Origin of the sequence: Enterobacteriaceae endosymbiont of Donacia vulgaris (assembly GCF_012568445.1) — a bacterium.
Lineage (GTDB): Bacteria > Pseudomonadota > Gammaproteobacteria > Enterobacterales > Enterobacteriaceae.
The window spans coordinates 390,127-410,692 of the sequence record NZ_CP046190.1; the positions used below are offsets into that span (position 1 = coordinate 390,127).

Consider the following 20,566-nt stretch of genomic DNA (forward strand, 5'->3'; position numbering starts at 1 on the left):
TTTTAATTATTAAATTGAATTCAAAAGAATAAATATGTTATTTTCATGCAATAATATTTTTATTTTTGGATATTTTATTATGCAAAAAATTTGTTTTAAAAATAAACGATATTTAATAACTCCAAAAGAATTAAAAAATACATTACCAATTACAAATGATATTAAAAATAATATATTAAATTCACGCTCTATTATATCAAATATTATTTCAGGTAAAGATCATAGATTATTAATTATTTGTGGACCTTGTTCTATTCATAATATTGATGAAGCAATAGAATATAGTAAATATTTAAAAAAAATGTTTTCTAAAATTAGTAATAATATATATCTTGTTATGAGAGTATATTTTGAAAAACCTAGAACAGTTTTGGGTTGGAAAGGATTAATAAATGATCCATATATGGATTATTCTTTTAATATAAATAAAGGATTATATTTAGCACGTAAATTACTAATAAAATTAATTAAAAATCATATACCAGTAGCTACAGAAATTTTAGATCCTAATACATTAAAATATCTTGATGATCTTTTAAGTTGGGTCGCTATTGGAGCACGTACAGTTGAATCACAAATACATAGAGAAATAGCTTCTTCAGTTAAAATTCCTGTAGGATTTAAAAATAATACAAATGGTAATATTCTTTCAGCTATAAATGCAATTCAAGCTTCTTCTATAGAACATCATTTTATTAGTATAAATAAAAATGGTAAAATTTGTATTATTGATACAAAAGGAAATAAAAATTGTCATATTATTTTAAGAGGTGGGGAAAAACCTAATTATTATAAATCTGATATAATAAAATGTGAAGAATCTTTATTAAAAGTAAAATTAAAACCAAAAATAATGATAGATTGTAGTCATGGTAATTCTAATAAAGATTTTAAAAAACAAATTGTAGTTATTAATTCAATAATTTCTCAAATTAAAGAAGGAAATAATTCTATTATGGGTATCATGATAGAAAGTTATATTAATGAAGGAAACCAAATTTTAAGTATTAATAATTATAAAAAATTAAAATATGGGATATCAGTTACAGATGGATGTATAAGTTTACAAACAACAAAAACTATTTTATATAAAATAAATGATGAGTTAAATTCAATACTTAAATTACGTTTAATATAAAATAATATTAATAAAATATAATTGTAAAAAAATATGTTAAATAAATTAAGTTTATTACGAAATAAAATTGATATTTTAGATATAAAATTACTAGATATTTTATCAAAAAGATTAAAACTAGTAAAAAAAATAGGAGTAATAAAAAATAAATATGGACTTCCAATTTATGTACCAGAAAGAGAAAAACATATCATTTATTTAAGAAAAAAAGAAGCAAAAAAAAAAGGAATATCTCCTAAATTTGTTGAAGATATATTATATCGTATAATTAACGAATCATATTGTTATGAAAAAACAAAAAAATTTAAAAAAATAAAACCTAATTTTACAGAAATATTAATTATTAGTCACAATGAAAAAATTAGTTATTTATTTAAAGAAATGTTAACTATAACTGGATATGATATTAAATATATAAAAGAAAAAGATATAAACATTAATAATATTAATAATTTATTTAAAAATATAGGAATGATTATTTTAGATATATCTAAACATTTTTTTAAAAAATTTATTAAAAAGTTATTACTTTTACCTAAAAACTGTATTTTAATTGATTTATCTCCTATAAAAGAAATATCTATTCCAAAAATATTAAAGATATATCAAGGACCTGTTTTAGGATTATATTATTTTTTTGATTATCAAAAAAATTTTTTATTTAAAGAATCTATAATATGTTGTTATGGCCGTAAAAAAAAATATTACCATTGGTTTTTAAAACAAATAAAAATTTGGGGATTAAAAATTAAATTTATGGATATAATAGAACATGATCAATATGTTTTTTTTGTAGAATCATTAAAATATTTTTTCACATTAATATATAGTACTTTTTTAATAAAAACAAAAATATCATTTAATAAACTTTTAACTTTATCAAAACCTATATCTGATTTAAATATATTTATTTTAAAAAATTTTTTTTTAAAAAATCCACAATTATATATAAATTTAATTACAGATTCAAAAAATAATATCGCCAATATTAAAAAGTATTTAGATTATATTAATAATTTATCTTTTTTAATTGATAAAAAAAAGAAAGTAAAAATAATTAATATTTTTAATAAAATTAATAATTTATTAAAAAATAATAACTTAATTTTTTAGTAAAATATAAAAAATATTTTTAATTAAAAATTTAGATATAAAATTTTAAAAACTTAATATTATTTTAATATTAAGTTTTTTAAATTATTTATTAATATTTATTTTAAGATATGAATCTTTTAAAATTTTTTTAATTAAATTATTTTCTATACTATTAGGATATTCTTTTAAAAAAATTAAACATCTATTAATTGTAGATATATAATTTTTCTTTTTAAAAAGAAATTCAATGATATTTAAATCAAATGTTCTTACGCGTTTTTTCATAATAATTAATTTTTGTTTTAAATTATTAATATAAATACTTTTAGGATAATTTTTAATAAATATTTCTGTATCATTAATAGCTAATTGAGTATAAAAGGGATTACAATTTTTTCTATTTATTCTAAATAGATTTTGTATTCTAGTATTAGAATCTAAAGACATTTCAGCTAAAATTCTAATATAAAGAATATAACTTATAAATGGAGAACTATTATAAGATTGCAGAAATTCTTCAGTTAATTCTAAAACATTTAAAAAATTTTTGTTAAGATAACTTAAATAAATTAAATAAACTAAAACTTTTTCAGTATATATATTATATGGATAATTAACATATAAATTACTAAATTGAATTAAAGCTTTTTCATATTTTTTACTAACTAAAATTTTTATAGCTTCTAAATATTCTTGTTTTAAAGAAGTTTTGTGGTATTTTTTTTTTGAAGTATAATAATACTTACAATTAGTTGTAAATATTAATAATATACAGATTAAAATATTAATAAAAAAAAATTTATTTTTTATAAAAATTTTCATTTTTCTCTTTTAAAAAAACAATATAATATATTATTATAATAATTTAATTATTAAATTCTAGATATTAAATATATGAAATATATAAATTTAATTTTTAAGGTTTGTTTAAAATATGATAAAAACAGATTAGATATATTTCTTGCAAAAAAAATTATACAGTTTTCAAGATCACAAATAAAAAAAATTATTATTAATAATAATGTAAAAATAAATAATAGCATTATAAATATGCCTAAAAAAAAATTTTTTTTAAAGATATAATTAAAATTAAAATATTAATTTTAAATAAAAGTAATATATGGAAGGCACAAAATTTAAATTTAAATATAGTTTATGATGATAAATATGTTTTAGTTATAAATAAACCAACTAATTTAGTTGTACATCCTGCAAATAAAAATCAAAATAATACTTTATTTAATTCTTTATTATATTATTATCCTGATTTAAGAGATATACCTAGAGCAGGCATTATACATAGACTAGATAAAAATACAACTGGATTAATGATTATAGCAAAAAATATGAATTCATATTTATTTTTAAAAAAGGAATTAAAAAATCATAATATTATTAGAGAATATGAAGCTATTGTATATGGAATAATTAAAACTAACGGAATAATAAATTATCCAATAAAACGTATATATAAAAAACATAATATTTATATGCAGATTAATTCATTAGGCAAAAAAGCAATAACAAAATATTTTATAAAAAACATTTTTGAAAATCATACTCATTTAAGAATTAGATTACACACAGGAAGAACACATCAAATTAGAGTTCATTTATCATATATAAATCATAGTATTGTTGGAGATCCAGTTTATAAAAAATTTCAAAATATTTGTTTAATTAAGAATTTTTATAAAAAAAAAATTAATAAAATTATTCAAAGACAAGCTTTACATGCTTGTTATTTAAAATTTATGCATCCATTTTTTAATATAAATATTAAATTGTTTTCAATATTACCTAATGATATAAATAATCTAATTAATTTTTTAAAAAAAAAGTAAAATTAAAATATTAAAAAAAATAATAAACATATTTATTTGAAAAATAATTTTATTAAAATAACTAATTAGTTTATAATAAGATTAAATTATGTTTTTTAATTAAGAGTGATAAAAAATATGATAAATATAAAAAAATATATATTGTTTTTTAGTATGTTCTTTTTATTATTAGTTACAACTAATAATTGTTTAGCATCTAATACATTATCTAATTTTTCTTTGTATGATAAATTAACAAAAGAAGAACAACAATTATTTATTCAAGAATTTGGGAAAAAACCAGTTATAGTTGAATTTTTTTCATTTCTATGTTCTCATTGTTATGAATTTTATACAGGTAGTCATCAAAAAGCTTTAAAAAATAAAATACCTAAAAATGTAAAAATTATAAAAATTCACTATAGCAAAATGGGGCAAGAATCAGGTTTATCTACTATATTAGGATATGCTTGGGTTGTTGCTAAAATGCTAAATGTACAAGATAAAATAATTGAACCAATGTTTGATGGTATTCATAATACATCATCTATTCATGATTATAATTCTATAAAAAGAATTTTTGTTAGAAAAGCTGGAATTACAGGTAATATGTTTGATGCAGCATGGAATAGCAATATAGCAAAAACATTATTTGAAAAAGAATATGATATAGTTGAAAAACTTAATATACATTTAGTCCCAGATGTATATATTAATAATAAATTTGTAATAAACATTTCTGGATTATTTACTAGTGATAATGATAATTTTTATCAAAACTATATTAATTTAATAAAAAAACTTTTAAAAAAATAGAAATTTTTAAAAAAAAGATATATTTGCAAGTATATTTAAAAATATGAAAAAAAAAATAATTTTAATTGATGGATCATTTTGTTTATATCGCGCTTATTATGCTTTACCTAATTTAATTAGTACTAAAGGGTATCCTACTGGTGCAATATATGGTTTTATTAAAATTTTTAATAAGATTATAAAAATGAACATAAATAGTTATTTTTTAATTATATTTGATACTAAAGGTAAATCTTTTAGAAAAAAAATTTTTAATGAATATAAATCAAAAAGAAACAAGATGCCTGATAATTTAATTTTACAAATTAAACCTTTATTAAAAATTATACAGGCAATGGGATATAGTTTTATATCTATAAAAAATATAGAAGCAGATGATATAATTGGTACTTTATCGATAATAGCAGAACAAAAAAATTATTTAGTTTTTATTTTTAGCTTAGATAAAGATATAACACAATTAGTGAATGAAAATATAAAAATAATAAATCCTATCAATTATTCTATTTCTGGACCGAAAGAGATATATAAAAAATATGGAGTATACCCAAAATTTATTAGTGATTTACTAGCATTAAGTGGTGATTCCATTGATAATATTCCTGGCGTTCCAGGAATAGGAAATAAAATAAGTCAAAATTTAATAAATAAATTAGGAAATTTAAAAAATATTTATAAAAATATAAATAATATTAATAATACTAATTTTCGAGGAGGTTATAACATAAAAAAAAAATTGATAAAATATAAAAAATTAGTTTTTTTATATCATAAATTAACAAAAATTAAAACTAATATCATTTTAGATGTAAATTATTTTAATTTTTTCAAATTTAAAAAAAAAACGAAAATAAATTATTTAAAATATTTATTTCAAAAATATGAGTTTAATAAATTAAATTTACATTATTTATAATTTATTTTGTATGTCATTCTATTTATTATTAATATTTAAATTATATCCAATAATTAATATAATGTCTTATTTTTTTTAAATTTTTTTTTTTAACTGAAGAAAATGTAATTATTTTAATATTATTCAAAAATAAATTATTAAGTTTTTTTTTTAAAATTTTTATTATTTTAATTTTATTGTTTTGTATATTTTTTTTAGATATTTTATCAGTTTTGTTTAATATTAATAAGACTGGTTTTTTATAAAAAATAATTTTTTTTAAAATTATTAAATCTATTTCTTTTAAAAAATTACGAATATCAATTAATAGAATAACTAATTTTAATGAATTTTTATATTTTAAGTATTTGCGTAAAATATTATAATATTTAAATTTATATTTTTTAATGAATTTATTATATCCATATCCTGGAAAATCTAAAAAACGTATTTTTTTTTTACTATTTTCAAATACATTTATAAATAATGTAGATCCAGGAATTTTACTAACATAAGCTATTTTTTTGTTAAGTAAAATATTTATAATAGTAGATTTACCTACATTAGAATAACCAATAAATGCAATATCACGATTATTAATTATATTAGTTAAAGTATTAATATTTAAAGTACTATAACTAAAATTAATATTATTAAAATTATTCATTATTTTTATATAATTACAATTATTAAAACATAAAATGTTAATATTTTTATTAAATATAATTTAATTATATATTAATAAAAAATTTACACAATTTAAATAGTATTTTATTAGGATTTCTTTATGAAAAAAATACGTAATATAGCTATTGTTGCACATATAGATCATGGAAAAACTACATTAATAGATAAATTATTACAAAAATCTGATTATTTTAAAAATACATTTAAAAATAGTTCTAATATAAATAGAATAATGGATAGTAATGTATTAGAAAAGGAAAAAGGAATAACTATTTTTTCAAAAAATACATCTATTTTTTGGAAAAATTATAAAATTAATATTATTGACACTCCTGGACATGCCGATTTTGGCGCAGAAGTAGAACGTGTTTTATCAATGGTAGATTCTGTATTATTATTAGTTGATGCTGTGGAGGGTCCTATGCCTCAAACACGATTTGTTGCATTAAAAGCTTTTTCCTACAATTTAAAACCAATTGTAGTAGTGAATAAAATAGATAGGAATTCTATTAGACCTGATTGGGTAATAAATCAAATATTTGATTTATTTGTTAATTTAAATGCTTCTGATGAACAATTAGATTTCCCAATAGTATATACTTCTGCACTAAAAGGAAGTTCTGGATATGATGTTAATAAAATGAAAAAAAATATGGATATATTATTAAATACTATTATTAAATATGTTCCTTCTCCTAAAGGAGATATTAATAAACCATTCCAAATGCAAATATCTCAAATAGAATATAATAAATATATAGGTAATATTTGTATTGGTTTAATAAATAATGGAAATATTAAAAAAAATCAATATGTTAATATTATTAAAAAAAATAATAAAGTAATAAAAGCTAAAATTTTATATATTATATTTAATATAGGATTAAACCCTATTTATAATGATAATGCTAAATCTGGTGATATTATAGGTATTGCTGGTTCAGGATTTGAGGATGTAAATATTTCTGATACAATTTGTGATATTAATCATTATATATCTTTACCACCTATAAAGATAGAAAATCCTAAAATAGGTATGTTATTTCATGTAAATAATTCTCCATTTTCTGGTATGGAAGGAAAACAGATAACATCTAATAAAATATTTAATAGAATTAATAAAGAATGTTTAAATGATATTGCATTAAAAATAACTAAAACAAAAAATAATAATATTTTTTCTGTTTCTGGGAGAGGAGAATTACATTTAATTATTTTAATAGAAAATATGAGAAAAGAAGGATTTGAACTATCCGTATCTAAACCTGAAATTATATCTAAAATAATTAATGGTAAAAAACAAGAACCATTTGAAATATTAATTTTAGATTTTAAACAAGAGAAAAAAGGTAATATAATTCAATTAATTAGTAAAAGAAAAGCTATTATAAATAATATTATTTTAGATGATTATAATAATAGAATTAAAATTGAAGCTATTATCTCAAGTAGAGGATTAATTGGTTTTAGAAGTGAATTTATAAATATAACTTCAGGTACTGGTATAATGGATTCTTTCTTTAGTCATTATGATGTTAACCAATATCCTGTAATAGGAGCAAGAAATAATGGTGTTTTAATTGCAAATAAAGAAGGTTATGCAGTTTCTTTTGCTTTACATAATTTACAATCTAGAGGTAAATTATTTATTAATCCAGGAGAGAAAGTTTATGAAGGACAGATAATAGGTATACATAATAAATCAAATGATCTTACTGTAAATTGTTTAATTAATAAAAAATTAACTAATATGAGAGCATCAGGTAATGATAATCCTATTAATTTAATTCCTGTAAAAAAAATATCATTAGAGGAAGCAATAGACTTTATTAATCATGACGAATTAGTAGAAATTACACCAAAATCAATTCGTATTCGAAAAAAATATTTAACCAAATCCCAGCGCAAATTAATAAAAAATATAAAAATTTAAATACTATTATTTATTAAAAAAAAAGTAATTGGAGCTGGGGGGATTCGAACCCCCGTCCAAAATTACTACACTTTCAGAACTACATGTTTAGTTTTATCTTATAAAAATTTTTTAATATAAACTGATAAAACTTAGTTTTATATTATATAGTCTAATTATTACTTTAGTATATAATTTTAAGACTAATTATATACGATCTCTTTTTTATGACCTATTTACTTTTATCAAAGAGAAAAATAATAAGAAACAGGGCTTCCTGCAGTTTTTTATGCTGCTAAAGCATATTTTTGAGTATTTGCAGCTATATTGCACGGTTTTTTTACAAGGCCTACCGTTCCTTGACATGCTCTTCAAGTTTTATAATTTTGTCAAATCCATAATCAGCCCCATAAATTTTCAAATATTTTTTTTTAATAAACGTAATTTATTAATACTCCATTCTTTATTTTTTATAATATTTCTTTTGTCGTATTTTCTTTTACCTTTAACAACAGCAACTGTTAATTTACACCAGGATTTTTTCCAAAAAAGACCAATAACTACAGCAGTAAAACCTTTTAAATTTATATAATTTTTTAATAATTCTATTTCTTTTTTTTGTAATAATAATTGTTTTTTTCTATTATTATCATATTTTATATGATTACAAATTGTTTTTATAGGATTAATATTTAAATTAAAAACATAAACTTTATTATATAAGAAACTTATATAACTATTAATAATACTAACTCTATTTAATCTTAATGATTTTACTTCCCAACCTTGTAAAACAAGACCTGCATTAATTTTTTCTTTAATAAAAAAATTATGATAAACTTTTTTATTAAAAATAATATATTTTTTTTTTCCATTATAAAAATATTTTATTATTAAATATCATTAATTATAGTATTTATATTTGATAATATCAACATATTAAATAACATATATTTTTTAAGAAAATATTTTTTTATATATTAAAATTTTATTATTTATTAAATAAATATAATATTTGATTAATTTAAAATTTATATTTTATAAAATTATTTATTTTATAATTATTTAATACATTTTTTAATATTTATTATTATAAAAAATAATATATATTATTTATTTATAATAAGTATTTATTTTAAAATTTTATATAAAACTTATATAAGGATAATATATGAAAAATAATCAATCATCAAATAATATTAAAAATAATAATATAGAAAAAAAAGATGATAATAAAAAATTAAATAATATAAATATAGATAATGATATAAAAGAAAAAAATTGTAAAAATGAAAATAAAACTGAAAATGGTAAAAAACATAATATTGAATATTTTATAGAACAAAATAATAATTATAAAATTAAAATTATTGAACTTAAAAATAAATTAAAAAAAAATGAAAGTAATATATGGGATTTAAAACTACGTTCTCAGTCTGAAATTGAAAATATAAGACGTAGAGCTTTATTAGATATAGAAAAAGCTTATAAATTTTCATTAGAAAAATTTATCAATGAATTATTACCAGTAATAGATAATTTAGAAAGAGCTATAGATTTAAAAAAAAAACAGAAAAATAATATTGATTTATCTATAATAGAAGGAATTGAATTAACACTAAAATCATTATTAGTATTAATTAAAAAATTTGGTGTGAGTATTATAGATGAAATTAATATACCTTTTGACCCAACTAAACATCAAGCAATGTCTATTATAGAATCAGATACAATAAAAGAAAATTATATTTTAGAAATTTTACAAAAAGGATATTATCTTAATATGAGATTATTAAGACCAGCAATGGTAATTGTATCTAAAATTAAAAAAATTAATAATAATTAATATTTTTTTGATAATATGTTTGTTAACTATTTATAGTTAATGAACATATTATTTCAATAAAATATAAGAAAAAATTCAAAAAAATAGGATTTTATCAATGTCTAAAATTTGTCAAATAACAGGTAAAAAAACTATAAAAGGCAATAATCGTTCTCATGCAATGAATGCAACTAAAAGAAAATTTTTACCAAATATTCATTATCATAAATTTTGGTTAGAAAAAAAAAAAAAATTTATAAATATAAAAGTATCTGCTAAAGGTATGAGATTAATAAATAAAAAAGGTATTGAAAATATTTATTTATATAAAAAATAAAGGTTATTTTTATGGCAAAAAAAACACGCATTATAATTAAATTAATTTCATCTGCTCAAACTGGTCATTTCTATACTATTACTAAAAATAAACAAAATACACAAAAATTAGAAATAAAAAAATTTGATCCTTATATTAGAAAACATGTATTATATAAAGAAAAAAAAATTAAATAGAGTTTAATTTTTTAAATTTAATAATTAAGATTATATTAATCAATAATGTTTTTAATAATTAACAATTATTGATTAATATTTTTTAAAAAAAATTATTCAAATATTTTAGAATTTTTAAATTTTTTCTTAAAATTTTCAACACGTCCTTTAGTATCAGTTCTTTTTTGTTTTCCAGTATAAAAAGGATGGCATATATAACATACATCTAAATTTAATTCTTTATTATTTTTTAAAGTTGATCTAGTATGAATAGTATTACCACAAGAACATTTTATAGTAATTTTATTATATTCGGGATGGATATTTTTTTTCATAAATTACCAATAATATATTTTTAAAAACTATCTATTTACATATTTTATAAAAATATTTTATTATTACAAGGAAATTTTTATAAAAAAAACAAAAACTTGAAATTATGAATATTATTAAAGTAGTATTTAACAATTTTGTTATATATAATAAATTAGATTACTTATTACCTAAACAAATACCAATTTATATTGGATGTAGAGTCATAGTCCCTATAAAAAAAAAAAATTATATAGGAATAGTTATAGAAGTTAATAATTATTCTAAAATATCTATAAAAAAATTAAAATTTTTACATAAAATTTTAGATAAAAAATCACTTTTTAATTCTTCAATTTTAAATTTTGCAAATCAAATTTCTAAATATTATAAATATCCAATTGGATTTATTTTATTTCAAATATTACCAATATTTTTTAGAAAACAAAATAAATATAAAATAAATTTAAAAAATAATTTACTCGTAGAAAAAATAAATATTGGTAATAATATTAAATTAATAAAATTATATAATAATATTAACATAAAAAATTTTTTGTTAAATAAAAATAAAAATAATCATTTTAAAGAAAAAAATATACATAAAATATTAAAATTTTTAAAAAAAACAGATTTTCAGAACAAATTTTATGTATGGATAACACAAGATAATATTATTTTTCTTGAACAAATAAATATTTATTTAAATATTATAAAAATAATTATATCTCAAAAAAAACAAGTTTTAATAATAGTACCCCAAGAATATTATTTTATTTACTTATATCAGTATTTTATATCTAAATTAAATATTTCAATATGTTTATTATATTCAAATTTTAAAAATCAAAAAACATTATCAATTTGGGAAAATATCAAAAACGGTAAAATATTAATTATTATTGGTACAAAATTTACTATTTTTACACAATTTTTAAAATTAGGATTAATTTTTTTAGTAGAAGAACATCACTTTATATATAACAAAACAAATATATATAAGTATAATATAAAAAATATCGCTATTTTAAGAGCAAAAATAGAAAATATTCCTATTATATTAAGTTCAAAAACATTAAGTTTAGAAACATTATATAATATAAATATCGGAAAATTTAAATTTTTATTTAAAAATGATAAAAAAATATTATATACAGACTTTTTTAAGTTTTTAGTTTTAGAAGTAAATCAACAAATCTCTAAATTACAATTATTTCATAAAAATTTAATAAAAAAAATACAATTATGTATTAAAAATAATGAACAAATTATTATATATTATAAACATCAAGGATATTCTAATCTTATATTCTGTAATTTTTGTAAAAAACCTTTAAAATGTAAAAATTGTAACCAAAATTATATTTTTTTTAAAAAATTATGGAAATTATATTGTATATATTGTAAAAAAAATATAAATATGTTAGATTTTTGTCCTTTATGTAAAAAAAATTTTTTTATACCAATAGGTATCAGACAAGAACAATTAATAGAATTTTTAAATAAATTATTTCCAAATACATCAATTTTAAATATTAATAATAAAAATTTTTTAAAAAAAATTTTGTTAATTAAAAATAATAAACCATTAATAATAATTTCTTCTCAAATTTTATATAAAGAATATTTTTCTTTTTTAATTAATACTTTAATTATTATCTTAAATATAGATAATATCTTTTTTTCTAAAAATTTTAAAATGACAGAATATTTTTCTCAATATATTTTCAATATATTAAATAATCATGTAGATATAAGTATTAAAAAAAAAAAAAAAGTGATTCTTCAAACGAATTATCCATATAATAAAATTATTGTACAAATATTTAAAAAATATAATGAATATTATAATATTGCACATTTTCTTTTAAAAGAACGACAAATCATGTTATTACCACCTTATACTAATCATATTGTGCTAATTTTAGAATCTTATGATAAAAAAATTTTGTTAAATTTTTTAGAAACATTAAAAAAACAAATAATGTATAAATATCTAAATGAAAAAAATTTTTTTATTATTGGTCCTTTGTCATTATTACAAAATAAAAGAAGAGGATTATTTAGAAAACAAATCATTTTACAACATAACTTAAAAAGTAAATTACAATTTATTATAAATTATACTATTTCTATAGTAAAAAAAATTATGAATTTTAATAAAATTAAATTCATAGTTAATGTTGATCCAACATAATTATAAATTATAAAAATAAAATAATTTAATATTTTATTATTAAATATGGTAAATAATTTTATGTTTAATTTCAATAAATTTGATGTAATAGTTATAGGTGGAGGGCATGCTGGAACAGAAGCTGCTATAGCTAGTGCTAAAATGAAAAAAAAAACTCTTTTAATTACAAATAATATAGATACAATAGGACAAATGTCTTGTAATCCTGCTATAGGTGGAATTGGAAAAAGTCATTTAGTAAAAGAAATAGATGCATTAAATGGAGTAATGGCTACTGCTATTGATTTTTCTGGAATTAATTTTAAAATACTTAATATTAGTAAAGGACCTGCAGTTAGATCAACAAGGGCACAAGCAGATAGAGAATTATATAAATCTCAAATTAAACTACTTTTAAGTAAAGAAGAAAATTTATTTATTTTTCAACAAGAAGTAAAAAAAATTATAATTAAAAATTATAAAATAGTAGGTATTATTACTAAAAATAATGATATTTTTAATACAAAAACTGTAATTTTAACTACTGGTACTTTTTTAAATGGTAAAATTTATATTGGATTAAATAATAAATATTATGGAGGAAGAATTAATGATCCTTCATCTACAGAATTAGCTGATTTTTTAAATGAATTACCTTTAACAAAAGGTAGATTAAAAACAGGTACTCCTCCTAGAATTAATAAAAAAAGTATTAATTTTTCTAAATTAGAAATTCAATATAGTGATAATCCGTTACCTTTTTTTTCCTTTATTGGTAATTCAAAACAACATCCTAAACAATTACCGTGTTATATTACATATACTAATAAAAATACACATAAAATAATCCTTGATAATATTATTAAAAGTCCAGTATATAGTGGTTTAATTAAAAGTAAAGGACCTAGATATTGTCCTTCTATTGAAGATAAAATTATTAGATTTCCAGATAAAGATAAACATCAAATTTTTTTAGAACCAGAAGGTATATTAAGTAATGAAATTTATCCTAATGGTATTTCAACAAGTCTTCCTTTTGATATGCAATGTTCAATTATACAATCTATTAAAGGTTTAGAAAATGCTTATATTACAAGACCAGGATATGCTGTAGAATATGATTTTTTTGATCCTAGAGGATTAAAACCTACAATGGAAAGTAAATTTATAAAAGGATTATTTTTTGCAGGACAAATTAATGGTACTACTGGTTATGAAGAAGCTGCTGCACAGGGATTAATTGCTGGATTAAATGCTTCTCTTTTAATTGATAATAAAAAACATTGGTTTCCATTAAGAAATCAAGCATATATTGGAGTATTAGTAGATGATTTATGTACTTTAGGAACAAAAGAACCATATCGTATGTTTACTTCTAGAGCCGAATATAGATTAATATTACGTGAAAATAATGCAGATATAAGATTAACAGAAATAGGCCGTAAATTAGGTTTAGTAGATGATTTACGTTGGCAAAAATTTAATAAAAAATTAGAAAATATTGAAAAAGAATATCAAAAAATTAAAAATTTTTGTATTAATTTACATGATAAAAAAAATATTAAAAAAATAAATCTTTTATTACATAATCCTATTAAAAAAAATATAAATGGTATAAATTTATTAAAACGTTCTGAAATTAATTATTTGGATTTAATAAAATTAAAGATATTTAATTTTAAAAAAGAAAATATAGAAACTCTTGAATTTATTGAAACAGAATTAAAATATCAAGGATATATAAAAAGACAAAAAAAATTTATTCAGAAATTTAAAAAAAATGAAAAAACATTAATACCAACAAATATTAAATATTTTAATATTAAAAGTTTATCACATGAAGCAATAGATAAATTTAGTTTCTATAAACCTTTTACTATTGGGCAAGCTTCTAGAATACCAGGTATAACACCAGCAGATATTTCAATACTTTTAATTTTTTTATTAAAGAATAAAAATATATATTAATATAATCTATTAATTCTTAATCTTTTATTAAATTTTAAAAATTTAATTAGATAATAATATTATTTTATTTATTTAAAAATAAGAAGTTTTATGTTATATAAAAAATTATAAAAAAATAATTAATAGAATTATTTTAAAATAATAAAATTTTTAAAAAAAATAAATTTAATATAAAACAATATATTTTAAAAATAAATTTAAAATATTATTAGCTATTTTTATAAATTTTGTTAAAAAAATTATATTACTAATATTATTAATATTATTAAATTAATTACTAATTATATTAAAATATAATAAAAATAATAATATTAATTATACTTGTAATGTTATTAAATTTATTATTATTAAATAAATATTTTTAAGATAGAAATTCTGTTTTTTTATTTTTTAAATAAAAAATTAATTAAATATTTTTATAAAATTAATTTTTCTAAATTTATTTAATATATTATTTATATTTTTTATATTAAAAGGTATTATATATGAAACAAAATTTATTTGTTATAAAAAGAAATGGATGTAAAGAGTTAATAAATATAGATAAAATAAACATATTATTATCTTATGCATCACAAAATTTACAAAAAATATCTTTATCACAAATAAAAAAACAATTATTTCTACAAATATATAACAAAATTAGTACAGTAAATATTCATAATATTATAATTAAAATCACAGCAGATCTTATTTCAGAAAAAAATCCTGATTATCAATATATGGCAGCTAGATTAACTATTTCATATTTAAGAAAAGAAGCATATGGTAAATTTATTCCACCTAAATTATATGATCATATAACAAATATGGTGGATTTAAAAAAATATGACAAATTTCTTTTAAAAAAATATACAAAAAAAGATTTTAATTTAATGGAAAAATTTCTTGATCATAATCGTGATATGAATTTTTCATATGCTGCTGTTAAACAATTAGAAGGAAAATATTTAGTTAAAAATAGGATTACAGGTAAAATTTATGAAAGTGCTCAATTTTTATATATACTTATTGCAGCATGTTTATTTGCTAAATATCCATCTAAGAACAGACTACATTATATTAAATTATTTTATGAAGCTATTTCTACATTTAAAATTTCTTTACCAACACCAATTATGTCTGGAGTACGAACTCTTACAAAACAATTTAGTTCATGTATTTTAATTGAATGTGGAGATAACATTGATTCAATTAATGCTACAACTAGTAGTATAGTAAAATATGTTTCTCAGAAAGCAGGTATCGGTATTAATGCAGGGAGAATTCGTGCGGTAGGTAGTCCTATTAGAAATGGAGAAGCATTACACACTGGATGTATTCCTTTTTATAAACATTTTCAAACAGCAATTAAATCTTGTTCACAAGGAGGAGTAAGAGGTGGTGCTGGTACCTTATTTTATCCTTTATGGCATTTAGAAATTACTAATTTATTAGTTTTAAAAAATAATAGAGGAGTAGAAAATAATAGAGTAAGACATCTTGATTATGGAGTACAAATTAATAAATTATTATATCAACGATTAATTAAAGGTGAAAAAATTACTTTATTTAGTCCTTCAGATGTTCCTGATCTATATGAAACTTTTTTTTCGAATCAAAAAAAATTTAATGAACTTTATAAAGAATACGAAAAAAATAATAAAATTAGAAAAAAAAAAATAAGCGCTGTAAATTTATTTTCATTAATGATGCAAGAACGTACTTCAACAGGAAGAATATATATTCAAAATGTTGATCATTGTAATACTCATTCTTCATTTAATTCTAAAGTAGCTCCAATAAAACAATCAAATCTTTGTTTAGAAATTACTCTTCCAACAAAAATTTTAAATAAAATTGATGATCCTAATGGAGAAATAGGATTATGTACTTTAGCTGCTTTTAATTTAGGACAAATTAAAAATTTAAAAGAAATAAAAAATTTATCAAATTTAATTGTAAGAGCATTAAATTGTTTATTAGATTATCAAAAATATTTAATTCCTGCTGCTAAAAATTCAGCTTTAGGCCGTAGACCATTAGGTATTGGAGTAATTAATTTTGCATATTATTTAGCAAAAAATAATGTACGTTATTCTGACAATAGTGCAAATAATTTAACACACAGAACATTTGAAGCTATACAATATTATTTATTAGAAGCATCTAATAATTTAGCTAAAAGTGAAGGATCTTGTCCATTATTTAAGGATACTAATTACTCAAAAGGTATTTTACCTATTGATACTTATAAAAAATTTATTGATAATATCCATACAGAAAGTTTACATTATAATTGGGAAAAATTAAGAAAAAATATAAAAAAATATGGATTACGTAACTCAACTTTATCAGCTTTAATGCCATCTGAAACTTCTTCTCAAATATCAAATGCAACTAATGGTATAGAACCTCCTAGAGGTTTTATTAGTATAAAAACATCTAAAAATGGTCTTTTAAAACAAGTAGTTCCTGAATTTTTAAAATTAAAAACAAAATATGAATTATTATGGGATATTCCTAATAATAATGGATATTTAAATTTAATAGGTATAATGCAAAAATTTATTGATCAATCTATTTCTTCAAATATTAATTATGATCCTAATCGTTTTGATAAAAATAAAATACCAATGCAACAATTATTAAAAGATTTATTAATTTCATACAAATTAGGTATTAAAACTTTATACTATCAAAATACTCGAGATGGTGCAAAAGATAATCAAAATGAAAATTTTTTAGAAGACAATAATGGATGTTTGAATGGAACTTGTATAATTTAATTTTAAATAATTTTTGATTACAATTAGGATAATTAAATGAGTTATACTACTTTTTCAAAAAAAAAAAATAATCAATTAAAAGAACCTATGTTTTTTGGACAATCTGTAAATGTTTCTCGTTATGATCAACAAAAATATCATATTTTTGAAAATTTAATAGAAAAACAATTAAGTTTTTTTTGGCGACCTGAAGAAATAGATATATCATATGATCGTATTCATTATCAAAATTTACCAAAAAATGAAAAACATATATTTATTAGTAATTTAAAATATCAAACTTTATTAGATTCTATTCAAGGTAGAAGCCCTAATATAGCATTACTTCCTCTTGTTTCTATTCCAGAATTAGAAACATGGATAGAAACATGGTCTTTTTTTGAAACAATACATTCCAGGTCATATACACATATAATTAGAAATATTGTAAATGATCCATCAATAATTTTTGATGATATTGTAACTAATAATAATATAATTCTTCGTACAAATGATATAATAAAATATTATGATGATCTTATTAAAATGACTAGTTACTGGCATTTATTTGGTGAAGGTACTTTTGTAATAAATAAAAAAAAAGTTACTATTAATTTATATGATTTAAAAAAAAAGTTATATTTATGTTTAATGAGTGTAAATATTTTAGAAGCTATTAGATTTTATGTAAGTTTTGCATGTTCATTTGCTTTCGCAGAAAGAGAATTAATGGAGGGTAATGCTAAAATAATTAGATTTATAGCTAGAGATGAATATTTACATTTAATAGGTACACAATATATCATTAATATGATGCAAAAGGGGAAAGAAGACAAAGATATGGCAAAAATTGCTATTGAATGTCAAAAACAATGTTATCAATTATTTTTAAATGCATCTATACAGGAACAAAAATGGGCAGAATATTTATTCTGTAATGGTTCAATGTTAGGATTAAATAAAAATATTTTATGTAAATATATAAAATATATTACTAATATTAGAATGGAAAAAGTTGGATTAAAAAGTCCATTTTCTAGGATACCAAATCCTATTCCATGGATTAATTCTTGGTTAATTTCAGATAATGTACAAATGGCACCTCAAGAGGTAGAAGTTAGCTCTTATTTGATAGGACAAATTGATTCTACAGTAGATATTAAAAAATTTAAAAGTTTTAAATTATAAATCTATTATTTCATGACTGTTATAATTCACATGTTAATAACAGTCATAATTAATTTTGATTATATATTATTTTTAAGCAAAAATTAAATATTTATTTTATTAAAAAATATAAAGCATAAAAGGATAATATTAATAAAATAAAACAGATAAATTTTTCTATTTTATTTAAAAATAAGATATTAGGGTTATTAATTTTAGTTAATATTAAAAATATTAATCCAGGAGTATATAATATTAATGATAATAATAAATTTAAAAATCCAGCTGCATATAATAACCATATAGAATATAAACAAGAACCAAAACTTATAAATAAATTAAATTTGTTTTTTTTTAAAGATATTTTAAATAAATATGCACCTACTAAAAAATATGGTATTAATATCATTTCAGATGCAATAGTTAATAATCTATTATAATCAATTTTAGTTATCCAAATTAATATTAAACATATTTGCATACTTATATTTGTAAATAATAAGGCATATGAAGGTGCTTGATTAATATTATTTTTAGATAATATATAAGGAAATATATTATTTTTAGATGCTATATATGGTACTTCTGCTGCCATAATAGTCCAACTAAGATATGCTCCACAGACTGATATAATTAATCCTATTGCAATAAATAAATTTCCAAAATGACCAATTAAAATTGTCATTATTCCTGCCATTGAAGGATTACGCATACTTGCTAAATCGATTCTATCCATAATCCCAAAAGACAATAAAGTGACTAATAAATATATGAATAATGCAATAATAACTGCTAATAAAGTAGCTTTACCTACATCATTTTTTTTTTTTGCTCTAGATGATAAAATTACAGCACCTTCGACTCCAATAAATACCCATAATGTTATTAACATGGTATTTTTAATTTGTTCCCAAATAGGAATATTTAAATTTAATCCCATTAAATTTATTTTAAATATTTTAAAGTTGAAAGCAATAAAAGATAAAAATATAAAAATAATTAAAGGAATTAATTTACATAATGTAGTTAGTATATTAATAATAGAAGCAGTTTGTGTTCCATTAAGTAATAAAAAATGAACTAACCATAATAAAGTAGAAGCTCCTAATATAGCTTGCCATGTATTTCCATTATTAAAAATAATATGATTTGGAGTATCAACAAAAAGACTAATAGCAGAAAATACAATAACTAAATAAGAAATATTAGCTATAATAGCACATAACCAATATCCCCATGCAGAATAAAAACCAATTAAATTTCCAAATCCATCTTTTGCGTATGAAAAAATTCCTCCTTGTAAATTAGGTTTTAATTTATTAAGTAATAATAATGTTGTTGCTAAAAAAATAATTCCAATACCAGTAATACTCCAACCTATAATTAAAGCTAAAGGTCCTGCATTTATAGCCATATTTTGTGGCAAACTAAATACTCCAGCTCCTAACATAGAACTAAGTACTAAAGATGTAAGTGATATTAAATTTAATTTTTTATTCAAAATAATTCCTTT

At 18.4% G+C, this 20,566-nt stretch carries 19 protein-coding genes and 1 other RNA gene; 14 read left to right on the forward strand and 6 right to left on the reverse strand.

Annotated elements, in window-relative coordinates; all coding sequences use genetic code 11:
* Nucleotides 1-79: 79 nt before the first annotated feature.
* Nucleotides 80-1,138 carry a 3-deoxy-7-phosphoheptulonate synthase gene (locus GJU01_RS01910; protein WP_168868224.1) on the forward strand — a complete coding sequence of 353 codons (1,059 nt, stop codon included), beginning with the start codon at nucleotides 80-82 and terminating at the stop codon, nucleotides 1,136-1,138.
* A 33-nt stretch (nucleotides 1,139-1,171) separates the two neighbouring features.
* Nucleotides 1,172-2,251, forward strand: coding sequence for a bifunctional chorismate mutase/prephenate dehydrogenase (tyrA, locus tag GJU01_RS01915; protein WP_168868153.1), 1,080 nt, complete (start codon nucleotides 1,172-1,174; stop codon nucleotides 2,249-2,251).
* An 84-nt stretch (nucleotides 2,252-2,335) separates the two neighbouring features.
* On the opposite strand, the gene bamD is transcribed toward tyrA, so the two are convergent.
* Nucleotides 2,336-3,055, reverse strand: coding sequence for an outer membrane protein assembly factor BamD (gene bamD, locus GJU01_RS01920; RefSeq protein ID WP_168868154.1), 720 nt, complete (start codon nucleotides 3,053-3,055; stop codon nucleotides 2,336-2,338).
* 72 nt (nucleotides 3,056-3,127) lie between these two features.
* Here bamD and GJU01_RS01925 point away from each other — a divergent pair, with 72 nt between their 5' ends.
* From GJU01_RS01925 to GJU01_RS01940, 4 genes are all read left to right on the forward strand, one after another.
* Complete coding sequence (locus tag GJU01_RS01925; protein ID WP_168868155.1) at nucleotides 3,128-3,316, forward strand: S4 domain-containing protein; 189 nt, start codon at nucleotides 3,128-3,130, stop codon at nucleotides 3,314-3,316.
* 35 nt (nucleotides 3,317-3,351) lie between these two features.
* On the forward strand, nucleotides 3,352-4,077 hold the full coding sequence (locus GJU01_RS01930) for an RluA family pseudouridine synthase (RefSeq protein WP_246208940.1): 726 nt from the start codon (nucleotides 3,352-3,354) through the stop codon (nucleotides 4,075-4,077).
* A gap of 117 nt (nucleotides 4,078-4,194) precedes the next feature.
* Entirely contained in the window at nucleotides 4,195-4,872 is a 678-nt protein-coding gene (locus tag GJU01_RS01935; RefSeq protein WP_168868156.1) for a DsbA family protein, read from the forward strand.
* Nucleotides 4,873-4,915: 43 nt separating this feature from the next.
* Nucleotides 4,916-5,788 (forward strand): 5'-3' exonuclease, encoded by an 873-nt coding sequence (locus GJU01_RS01940; RefSeq protein WP_168868157.1) that lies wholly within the window; start codon nucleotides 4,916-4,918, stop codon nucleotides 5,786-5,788.
* A gap of 40 nt (nucleotides 5,789-5,828) precedes the next feature.
* Here GJU01_RS01940 and yihA read toward each other — a convergent pair whose 3' ends face one another.
* Complete coding sequence (gene yihA / locus GJU01_RS01945) at nucleotides 5,829-6,434, reverse strand: ribosome biogenesis GTP-binding protein YihA/YsxC (protein WP_168868158.1); 606 nt, start codon at nucleotides 6,432-6,434, stop codon at nucleotides 5,829-5,831.
* A 120-nt stretch (nucleotides 6,435-6,554) separates the two neighbouring features.
* Here yihA and typA point away from each other — a divergent pair, with 120 nt between their 5' ends.
* Nucleotides 6,555-8,387 (forward strand): translational GTPase TypA, encoded by a 1,833-nt coding sequence (gene typA / locus GJU01_RS01950; RefSeq protein WP_168868159.1) that lies wholly within the window; start codon nucleotides 6,555-6,557, stop codon nucleotides 8,385-8,387.
* A gap of 28 nt (nucleotides 8,388-8,415) precedes the next feature.
* Here typA and ssrA read toward each other — a convergent pair.
* Nucleotides 8,416-8,775: a transfer-messenger RNA gene (gene ssrA, locus GJU01_RS01955) on the reverse strand.
* Nucleotides 8,776-8,783: 8 nt separating this feature from the next.
* Nucleotides 8,784-9,260 carry an SsrA-binding protein SmpB gene (gene smpB / locus GJU01_RS01960; RefSeq protein WP_168868226.1) on the reverse strand — a complete coding sequence of 159 codons (477 nt, stop codon included), beginning with the start codon at nucleotides 9,258-9,260 and terminating at the stop codon, nucleotides 8,784-8,786.
* 277 nt (nucleotides 9,261-9,537) lie between these two features.
* On the opposite strand from smpB, the gene grpE reads away from it, so the two are divergent.
* The 3 genes from grpE (at nucleotide 9,538) to rpmG (ending at nucleotide 10,704) form a co-directional block, all read left to right on the forward strand.
* Nucleotides 9,538-10,212 (forward strand): nucleotide exchange factor GrpE, encoded by a 675-nt coding sequence (gene grpE, locus GJU01_RS01965; protein ID WP_168868160.1) that lies wholly within the window; start codon nucleotides 9,538-9,540, stop codon nucleotides 10,210-10,212.
* 97 nt (nucleotides 10,213-10,309) lie between these two features.
* On the forward strand, nucleotides 10,310-10,528 hold the full coding sequence (rpmB, locus tag GJU01_RS01970) for a 50S ribosomal protein L28 (RefSeq protein ID WP_168868161.1): 219 nt from the start codon (nucleotides 10,310-10,312) through the stop codon (nucleotides 10,526-10,528).
* 11 nt (nucleotides 10,529-10,539) lie between these two features.
* The gene (rpmG, locus tag GJU01_RS01975; protein ID WP_168868162.1) at nucleotides 10,540-10,704 is read left to right on the forward strand and encodes a 50S ribosomal protein L33; all 165 of its coding nucleotides are present in this window, start codon (nucleotides 10,540-10,542) and stop codon (nucleotides 10,702-10,704) included.
* Nucleotides 10,705-10,796: 92 nt separating this feature from the next.
* On the opposite strand, the gene rpmE is transcribed toward rpmG, so the two are convergent.
* Complete coding sequence (rpmE, locus tag GJU01_RS01980) at nucleotides 10,797-11,018, reverse strand: 50S ribosomal protein L31 (protein WP_168868163.1); 222 nt, start codon at nucleotides 11,016-11,018, stop codon at nucleotides 10,797-10,799.
* Between the two features lie 104 nt (nucleotides 11,019-11,122).
* Between rpmE and priA the strand changes: the two genes are divergently transcribed.
* From priA to nrdB, 4 genes are all read left to right on the forward strand, one after another.
* A complete protein-coding gene (gene priA, locus GJU01_RS01985) occupies nucleotides 11,123-13,192 on the forward strand; it encodes a replication restart helicase PriA (RefSeq protein WP_168868164.1) in 2,070 nt (689 codons plus the stop codon).
* Nucleotides 13,193-13,252: 60 nt separating this feature from the next.
* The gene (gene mnmG / locus GJU01_RS01990; protein ID WP_168868165.1) at nucleotides 13,253-15,139 is read left to right on the forward strand and encodes a tRNA uridine-5-carboxymethylaminomethyl(34) synthesis enzyme MnmG; all 1,887 of its coding nucleotides are present in this window, start codon (nucleotides 13,253-13,255) and stop codon (nucleotides 15,137-15,139) included.
* 485 nt (nucleotides 15,140-15,624) lie between these two features.
* Nucleotides 15,625-17,907, forward strand: coding sequence for a class 1a ribonucleoside-diphosphate reductase subunit alpha (gene nrdA, locus GJU01_RS01995; RefSeq protein ID WP_168868166.1), 2,283 nt, complete (start codon nucleotides 15,625-15,627; stop codon nucleotides 17,905-17,907).
* Nucleotides 17,908-17,943: 36 nt separating this feature from the next.
* Nucleotides 17,944-19,074 (forward strand): class Ia ribonucleoside-diphosphate reductase subunit beta, encoded by a 1,131-nt coding sequence (gene nrdB, locus GJU01_RS02000; protein ID WP_168868167.1) that lies wholly within the window; start codon nucleotides 17,944-17,946, stop codon nucleotides 19,072-19,074.
* 91 nt (nucleotides 19,075-19,165) lie between these two features.
* Here the strand turns inward: nrdB and GJU01_RS02005 are convergent, their stop codons facing one another.
* Nucleotides 19,166-20,554: a basic amino acid/polyamine antiporter gene (locus tag GJU01_RS02005; protein ID WP_168868168.1), complete on the reverse strand. Its 1,389-nt coding sequence runs from the start codon at nucleotides 20,552-20,554 to the stop codon at nucleotides 19,166-19,168.
* Nucleotides 20,555-20,566: the final 12 nt, after the last annotated feature.

Bases quoted from the DNA above. Each gene is read 5' to 3' on its own strand.
- GJU01_RS01935 (WP_168868156.1), top strand. From the start codon at position 4,195: ATGATAAATATAAAAAAATATATATTGTTTTTTAGTATGTTCTTTTTA.
- typA (WP_168868159.1), top strand. From the start codon at position 6,555: ATGAAAAAAATACGTAATATAGCTATTGTTGCACATATAGATCATGGA.
- grpE (WP_168868160.1), top strand. From the start codon at position 9,538: ATGAAAAATAATCAATCATCAAATAATATTAAAAATAATAATATAGAA.
- GJU01_RS01910 (WP_168868224.1), top strand. From the start codon at position 80: ATGCAAAAAATTTGTTTTAAAAATAAACGATATTTAATAACTCCAAAA.
- nrdB (WP_168868167.1), top strand. From the start codon at position 17,944: ATGAGTTATACTACTTTTTCAAAAAAAAAAAATAATCAATTAAAAGAA.
- rpmG (WP_168868162.1), top strand. From the start codon at position 10,540: ATGGCAAAAAAAACACGCATTATAATTAAATTAATTTCATCTGCTCAA.
- priA (WP_168868164.1), top strand. From the start codon at position 11,123: ATGAATATTATTAAAGTAGTATTTAACAATTTTGTTATATATAATAAA.
- rpmB (WP_168868161.1), top strand. From the start codon at position 10,310: ATGTCTAAAATTTGTCAAATAACAGGTAAAAAAACTATAAAAGGCAAT.
- GJU01_RS01925 (WP_168868155.1), top strand. From the start codon at position 3,128: ATGAAATATATAAATTTAATTTTTAAGGTTTGTTTAAAATATGATAAA.
- bamD (WP_168868154.1), bottom strand. From the start codon at position 3,055: ATGAAAATTTTTATAAAAAATAAATTTTTTTTTATTAATATTTTAATC.
- mnmG (WP_168868165.1), top strand. From the start codon at position 13,253: ATGTTTAATTTCAATAAATTTGATGTAATAGTTATAGGTGGAGGGCAT.
- rpmE (WP_168868163.1), bottom strand. From the start codon at position 11,018: ATGAAAAAAAATATCCATCCCGAATATAATAAAATTACTATAAAATGT.
- tyrA (WP_168868153.1), top strand. From the start codon at position 1,172: ATGTTAAATAAATTAAGTTTATTACGAAATAAAATTGATATTTTAGAT.
- yihA (WP_168868158.1), bottom strand. From the start codon at position 6,434: ATGAATAATTTTAATAATATTAATTTTAGTTATAGTACTTTAAATATT.
- GJU01_RS01940 (WP_168868157.1), top strand. From the start codon at position 4,916: ATGAAAAAAAAAATAATTTTAATTGATGGATCATTTTGTTTATATCGC.
- nrdA (WP_168868166.1), top strand. From the start codon at position 15,625: ATGAAACAAAATTTATTTGTTATAAAAAGAAATGGATGTAAAGAGTTA.